This window comes from Acidobacteriota bacterium, assembly GCA_028875575.1.
Classification (GTDB): Bacteria; Acidobacteriota; Terriglobia; order Versatilivoradales; family Versatilivoraceae; genus Versatilivorator.
In genome coordinates this window covers 111,543-118,502 of sequence record JAPPDF010000003.1, presented here as the reverse complement: position 1 = coordinate 118,502, position 6,960 = coordinate 111,543, and the positions used below count along the sequence as shown (strand labels likewise).

Below are 6,960 nucleotides of genomic sequence, written 5' to 3'. Positions count from 1 at the left end.
GCAGAATACGAAACAGGGATACCAATAGACCGACCAGTATCCCCAACAGGGTGATGCCGGTTCCGACGACAGCAAGGATGATTTGGTAGGTGTCGCTCATGCAAACAGTCTATCACAAACGCTATGGTTCGCTTCACCGGACCCGCCACCTGCCTGCGCCCCCGCAGAGCGTGTCGTCACTCCTCTCCTTCCGCATGGCTGATGCTGATGCGGTGCCCGCCGGGAGCGTCGATGGCCGGGTTGGTGCGGACAAAGTGCGGGCGGGACGCCCGCGCTCCCGGGGGGATGCATTCGGGTGACGACCTCGTAAGCATCTGACAGGCGTTCTTGAATCGATCCCTGCCGGAAGGAATTCGAAGTCGGTCCGCCGGGGCGCCCGTCACAGCGAGGAGGGCTTGCCGTTATCCAGTTCGTGCCTGGCCTGGGCCAGCAGGTCCTCCAGGCCATCCAGAGAACCCTGGTGAATGGCCCGGTAAACCAATTCCAGGTTCTCGCGAGCAATCTCGGCGAAGCGGCCGTCGAGAACCACGGCCTTGGCCAGGGGCTCGATGGCTTCCACCACCTGATTTCTGGCACAGAAGACAATGCCGAGCTGAAACTGGGCAAAATCGGAGCGGGGAGCCAACTCGACCGCCCGGGAGGAGTAGAGGTGGGCTTTCCGGAGGTTGAGCCCGGCATTGGGGTTGGAGGGGTCGCGCCGGCCGGCCTCGTACTGCGACAGGTAGGCGCTCCCCATGTAGGCGTAGTTCTGGGACATGAGACCGTCAACCCGGGACTGCCACTGCTCCTGGTCCATGTGGCCCGGTCGCTCCAGGCCTCGCAGGCTTCGAACCGCCCTGGAGGCCCGTCGGATGGCCTTGGCAGGCTCATCCAGTGCGTGGTAGGCGGTCGCCAGGATGGTCAGGACCTGGGGGTCGGAGGGAGAATCCGACAAGCTGGCCTCACCGTGCTCGATGGTCTTTGGAAAATGGTTGAGCTGCCAGAAGAGCCAGGTGGCCTGGCGGCGCAGGTCCCGACGCCGTTCGGACTCGGGATGCCGGGCCAGGAAGGCTTCGATCAAGCCCACACGCCGGGCTGAATTCTCGGCGCCGGCGATGGCCAGCATATCGACCTCTTCCTGCACGTCCTTTTCACCCGGTTTGGGCAGATTCAGGACTGCGCTCACAGCCGGCGATCCGTTCCCTTCCAGGCCGGAAGCAACCGCCTCGCCTTCCCCTGGCAGAACCTCGATATGCTCCAAGCGGGTCAAAACGGTTCGGGAACCCGAAACGTTACGCGTTTCCACCGCAAGAGAATAGTTGCCCGACTCCAGGTCTGCCGTGGGAAGCTGGAAGGCCACGCCTGCTTCCCCCTGGGTGGCGGCTTCCATTCCCCTGTTGAGGAGCACCGGCGGAAACTCCTTGAATCGTCCGCTCTCTCCATTCAGGGAAACCCTGGCCATCAAGGGGTTCTGACTGTCCTCGGCCACCAGGTTGTAGATCCTGTAGTAGACAATCAGCGGTTCTCCCCGCGTGAAACTTCCGGAGGACGGAGCCAGGACTTGAAGACCCCGGTGGATAAAGGGATCCGATTCGTCGTTCAACTTTGCCTGCACCGCAAACACCGAGGGCGGGAAGGTCTTCAGTTCCCTGGCCGCAACCAGGCTGCTGGTGGCCAGCCGGTCCTCCGGCAGCACCGGGATGATCAGCTCTTTCTCGGCGGTACCTACTTTTCCGCTGATATCGGCCACGGCCAGCTTCAGGCGGTAACGCCCAGGTGGCAATTTCATACGGCCGTCGAAGGTCACCTTCCCGCTTGCACCATCAGCCTCGACCGTGCTGCCGAAAACCGATTCGATTTCACCATCCTCTCCCTCCGCCACTGCCAGGATCCGCAACGGCTCCAGGGATGAAGCGGCGGGGACATCGTCCTCAGGCAACCGCGCCTCGGCCGAAATGCGAACCAGAGCTTGGTCGGGATCCGGGTAGAAGGTATAGGTGGTGAAGCTCAGCGGGATTGCGGAAGAAGCACTCGGAGCTGCCAGCGCAGCCAGCAGGCGGTCCTTGGGACCGGAGGGTTTCCCGTAAGGGAGGCGTTTAGCCAGGACGACCCGTCTCTGGACGGAGCCAATGACGGCATCCACGCTTTCACGTACCACCGCCTTGAGCTGATGCTCCCCGGGCGGCGCTTCCAGGGTGACTTTGGAAGTCGCTCCCAGGGCCGCCAGCTCCTGCCGGCCGGTCCGGGTCAGTTTCAGGTCCAACTGCTTCTCCTGCCCCCCCAGGAAATCGTCCTTCTCGCCGTAGGCGGCCGTGATCAGGTGCAGCAGATTGGTCTGGTGGTCCTGCTGGTCCAGGAAGGGCAGGCGCTCGAAGTCGATGCGGGTAAGTACGTCGACCCGGTAGCGATCCTCGCCGACAGGGAAAGCATTGTAGGAGAGACGGATAGGAATCTCGTTCAGATTTCCGGGAGCCCGCAGGGCGTCCAGAACTTCCCTCTTCTTGAGCGCGATATAGGTGGGATCCTCTCTGGGAGCATAGTAGCCCTTGCGGTGGGTCACCTCGAGCCCGGGACGCGAAACCTTGACGTTAATCCGGTGGTAGCGTCCGTCCGATGCGGTATGCGGCGAGGCGTAGGTAAGCACGTAGTAGAAGGACTGACTGTCGGCGATCTGCTTCAGCCCGCCGAAGAGATCGTTGTTGTTGTGGTAATGGACCCCGCCCGTCTCCAGGGCCAACTGGGCCAGGGGCTGGGATTGCACACGGATGTTCTCCTCCCGCATGGACATCTGGGCCAGGGTGGCCTCGGTAGCCAGGGCAGCCGCCTCCGAGGCGCGGTAGGAGGTGGTATAGAGCCCCCGCATGTCCACCGTGCTCAGAATGGTCCCGGAACGCAGCGCGGCATGAACCACCCCCTGCATCTCGTAACGGAGGTGATGGGCCAGAAAACCGTCCGAGACCAGCATCAGGCTCTTTCTGCCCTCGAAGTGCTGGAGCGACCGCAGGTGCTGCTGAAGCGTGTGCAGCAGGTTGCGGCTCCAATACTGGTTCTCGCGGTAGATGCGGGACGCCTGGCCGCGGACCATCACCTCGGCGTTGCGCCGCTGTTCCGAGTTTCCCTGGGTCAGGTCTACCCCCAGTATTTCAGTGTTCCTGAATGCCCGGGGATTCTGGTCCCTGCCGCCTTGGCTGGAGCCGAAGACTCCCCCTGAAACCATTTGATTACAGAAGATCTTCTCAGAAATCGCCGTCTCCAGCGCCAGGGGATCGGTTTCGTTGTAGATTCTCTGGGCCTGCAGATCGCTGATGGCCGGACAGTCGGATCTCATCACTCGCCTGCGGTTCAGTTTCCCGGGCAGGAGCCGGACCGCCTGGAGAAGTTTCTCGCGATCGGCGGTGAATGGCTGGTGAAACTTGCCGGAAGCCGCCACCATGGCGACCCTGTCGCCGGGTTGCAGCCGTTCCTGCACAAACTTCCCTATGGCGTCCACGGTGCGCTTCAAGGCTCCGTGGGAGGGTGAGGTGACGTCGTCGATCAGCAGGCTGATGAAGTGAGGCCGACTCGAGGCGGGACCGGCGGACGGAGCCGGCGGCGATTCCCCATTGGACCCATCGGCTGGAGCTTTCTCCCGTTCAATCTCACGCTCATGGGACCGGACGACTTCGTAGGACTCCCGGGTGAAGCTCTGGATGGGAAGGGGCTTGCCGTCCTCGAAGACGGTGAAGTCCTCGACGGTGAGGTCGGTGACCGGCTTGCCGCGCTCGGTGACGATGGCCCTGACCACCACCACCTCGACCGGCACCCGAAAGGTGAATTCCGCTTGCGGTTCGGCGTCGGCCGGCGCCGATTGCTGGGACCGGGCCGGACCTGACAGGCTCAGTGCCAGCAGGAGCAGGCCCACGAGTCTCAAGGTCCGCCCGAATGAATGGAAAGGGTTGGTGACCATGTCAGCACCCTTGAGTTGGAATTCGCTCCGGCGCCTCTGTTTCGAGCGTGGACGCCTCCAACAACACGCTGGTGCGATGGACAATTCCGATGACAACCCCGCAGCCGCGGCATCCGCGACCGGGAATCGTCCGGCGGCGCAACGGCAAAGTTACGGCGGCTACTGAACCTTGAACTTGGCCACCGGCGATACGGTTCGGTTGGCGAGGTTGTCGGTGATGTTCAGAACCAGGCTGTAGTCGCCGGGTTGAAGGTTGTTCAGAGGAAACAGCTTGGCCAGGGTCACCTGCCGCAGGGCGCCTTCCGTCGCGCTCTTGCTCTCCCGGAAGCGACGGATCTCCTGGTCGCCCTTCTTCAAAACGTACTCGATGGTCGCCGAAGGTTTCTGGGTCTCTTCGTCCAGGGACAGGTTGTACACCTGGAAGTAAATGCGCATGGGCACGGCCCGATGAAAGGTCTCGGCCACGTTGGGGAAGACCTTGGAGGCCCCCAATACAAAGGGGCCGGCGCCGGCCTGGTAAGCCGGCAGGGGCTCGATTCTGTCCGCCAGGATGATGCTGCTGGTCGCCAACTGGTCTTCGGGAAACCTGGGGACCCGAATGCTGCGGTAGACGGTGCCGACGTCGCCGCTGTTGATGTCCTTCAATACCAATTCGACCTTGTAGACGCCGGAAGACAGGGGCACGGTGGTCTGGTAGAGAGAAGTCCGTTCCAGGGCTTCCTTGTAGGTGGAATCCGGGGTCATCTGGCGGATGGGTTCTTCGAAAAGGTGCACCCTGCGCCCGGTGATGGTGGTGATGCGCCCGAAGACATTGACCGAGGCCTGGTGGACCCCCTCCTGCTGCTTGAAGGTCATGTCGCTGTTCTTCATTGCCACGGTGATGGCCGTCAGCACGGTGTCGTCGGTGATCTTGAGGTAGTCCGTCTTGAACTCGAATGGAAAGAGATTGTAGGACAGCTTGGTGTCCACCACCGTCTCCAGGTCCTTGAACCGGATCTTGGGAGCCTGCCCCAGGGCGACCGTCTCCATCAACTTCTCGCTCTGCAACGCGTGGAAATCATCGACATCCAGCCCTCCAGGCAAACGGTTCCGGCTGATCGGCTCTACGTCGCCCAGGATCAGCTTCTGGTTGATGTCGTAGCCGGGCGCATTGGCCAGGGCATCCTTTTCGAAAGGATCTCTGGCGATGCGGTATTCCCCGCTCAAGCCACGGTCCACAAACTCGATGATGACCTCGGCGCCGAGGTTGGGACCTTCAATGTAGCGGTAGCGCCACTTGATGTGTGGGTATTTGACCGACCAACCGCCCCCTTCATTGAAATCCCGAAGGGTCATGTCGCCGCCGTGAAAGGTCTCGATGGAATCGGGAGGCCCCCAGGTGATATAGATCCGGCCGCGATCGGTCTTCCATCCGGGCTTGCCCGAGGGAAACCGCTCGTTGGCGTAGGCGATGCGCCGGTAGTGCTCATCGCGGGTCTCGTTGACCATGGTGTCGGGAGTGGGATCCCTTCGCAGCCAGAACTGCTCCACGAACTGGTAGCGCTCATCGTCCGTTTGCAACTGGTCGAAGGCGGCTTTCTCCTGGGGAGTGATGATGTACAAGACATCCTGCTCCAGCCACTTCTTGAGGTATCGGTCGGAGGTCTCGCTTCGAAGAGACTTTTCGCGCCGTTTGTCCTCCTTCTTCCTGGCCAGCAACGTCAGGGAACAGCCAAGGATCAGAACCGAAACAAGGAGGAACGTCGGGATGCGATCGAGAAATCTGTTTTGCATAAGGCACCTGCCATAACGGCAAACGGGACAAGGCTATCAACGTAACATTTGATTGATCTTCAGAATTATAGTCCCGAAAGGTCGTTTGTGAAATGAATTTCAGCGGCGTCCCCTTTGCAGGGGCCCCAGCGTTCTCTGTCGCTTTTCCCTTTGGACCCTGCGAAAGGTATCCATCTGCCTGCGGGCCAGTGCCGCTTGTCCGGTTTGTTCGTAAAGCTGAGCCAGCAGGTAGTGACCGTCGGGGAAGTCGGGATCCAACTCCAGAGTCCGGCGGGAGGCAGCCAGGGCATTCTCCAGTTGGCCCAGGTCCCGGTAGGCCTTGGAAAGTGAATGATTCAGCGACACGCGGTCGGCCGGGGACACATCCTCCTCCTTCAACCGGACCAGGTGCTCAACCGCCTGGGCGGTGTCGCCGGACTTCAGCAGGGCCTCTCCCAGCTCCAGCCGTGCGGAGTGGTGATCGGGATAATTCCCGATTTCCGTCCGCAGCGCCTGCACGGCCGAATCGACGGCGCCGGCGTTCATGTGAACCACCGCCAGGGAGGAATGGATCCAGGGATAGCGGGGATTCTTGCGGGCGATGGCCTCGAATTGCTCCAGGGCCAGATCGTGCCGGTTGAGGTCATAGTAGGCACGGCCCAGCCGCAGGCGGGCCCTCAGCAGATCGGAATCCAGCTCTACCGCGCGCTCAAGGGCCTTGAGCCCCTCGGGATCCACGTTTCGCATCCTGGGCTGTCCCACCCCGGAGCGGGTTTCCTTGAGGATGGCCGCCTCCATGGTCCGGGCCAGCAGCAGTTCGCCCAGGGAAAATTGAAACTCGGCCCGATCGGGCTCGGAAGCCACCGCTTTCCGCAAGTGCTCCTCAGCTTCCGAATATTGCTTCAGTTCCAGCAGGACGGCGCCGTACAGGTGGAGATGCTCCGCCTTGTCGCCGTCTTCTTCCACGGCCTTCTGAGCGGCCAGCATGGCCAGCAGAAACTCTCCCTTGTCGTATCGTTCCCGCGCTTCCCGGTAGTGGGGCGACTGGGTCCAGCCCGCCGTCACCAAGCCCAAAATCCCGGCAAGCGTCCAAAGAAAAGCGCCCCCCAATCGGCGAATCGCCCAACGCCGGCCGGTGAGCGGATTGCCTCCGCGATTCCGCTCCTCGATCATCGTCCTCGGCCCCGTTTCGATGGGCAGACCCCCCGGGAGGTCTCTGCCCAAGCCGGTTTCCACGAAGATTACTCTAGCGGGAGAAGCGATCGGGCGCAACCGGGAATCGG

3 protein-coding genes are annotated in these 6,960 nt (G+C 61.9%); all 3 read right to left on the bottom strand.

All coding sequences use genetic code 11. The annotated features are described in order from the left end of the window. Positions 1 to 379 precede the first annotated feature (379 nt). The 3 genes from OXI69_01040 to OXI69_01030 all read right to left on the bottom strand — a co-directional run bounded on the left by OXI69_01040 (position 380) and on the right by OXI69_01030 (position 6,901). Positions 380 to 3,925 carry a VWA domain-containing protein gene (locus tag OXI69_01040; protein ID MDE2664715.1) on the bottom strand — a complete coding sequence of 1,182 codons (3,546 nt, stop codon included), beginning with the start codon at positions 3,923 to 3,925 and terminating at the stop codon, positions 380 to 382. A gap of 159 nt (positions 3,926 to 4,084) precedes the next feature. Next, positions 4,085 to 5,698 carry a GWxTD domain-containing protein gene (locus tag OXI69_01035; protein MDE2664714.1) on the bottom strand — a complete coding sequence of 538 codons (1,614 nt, stop codon included), beginning with the start codon at positions 5,696 to 5,698 and terminating at the stop codon, positions 4,085 to 4,087. Positions 5,699 to 5,797: 99 nt separating this feature from the next. Continuing rightward, entirely contained in the window at positions 5,798 to 6,901 is a 1,104-nt protein-coding gene (locus tag OXI69_01030) for a tetratricopeptide repeat protein (protein MDE2664713.1), read from the bottom strand. Between the last annotated feature and the right edge of the window lie 59 nt (positions 6,902 to 6,960).

Excerpts from the sequence above, each read along its gene's own strand:
- OXI69_01040 (MDE2664715.1), bottom strand. The coding sequence starts at position 3,925 with ATGGTCACCAACCCTTTCCATTCATTCGGGCGGACCTTGAGACTCGTG.
- OXI69_01035 (MDE2664714.1), bottom strand. The coding sequence starts at position 5,698 with ATGCAAAACAGATTTCTCGATCGCATCCCGACGTTCCTCCTTGTTTCG.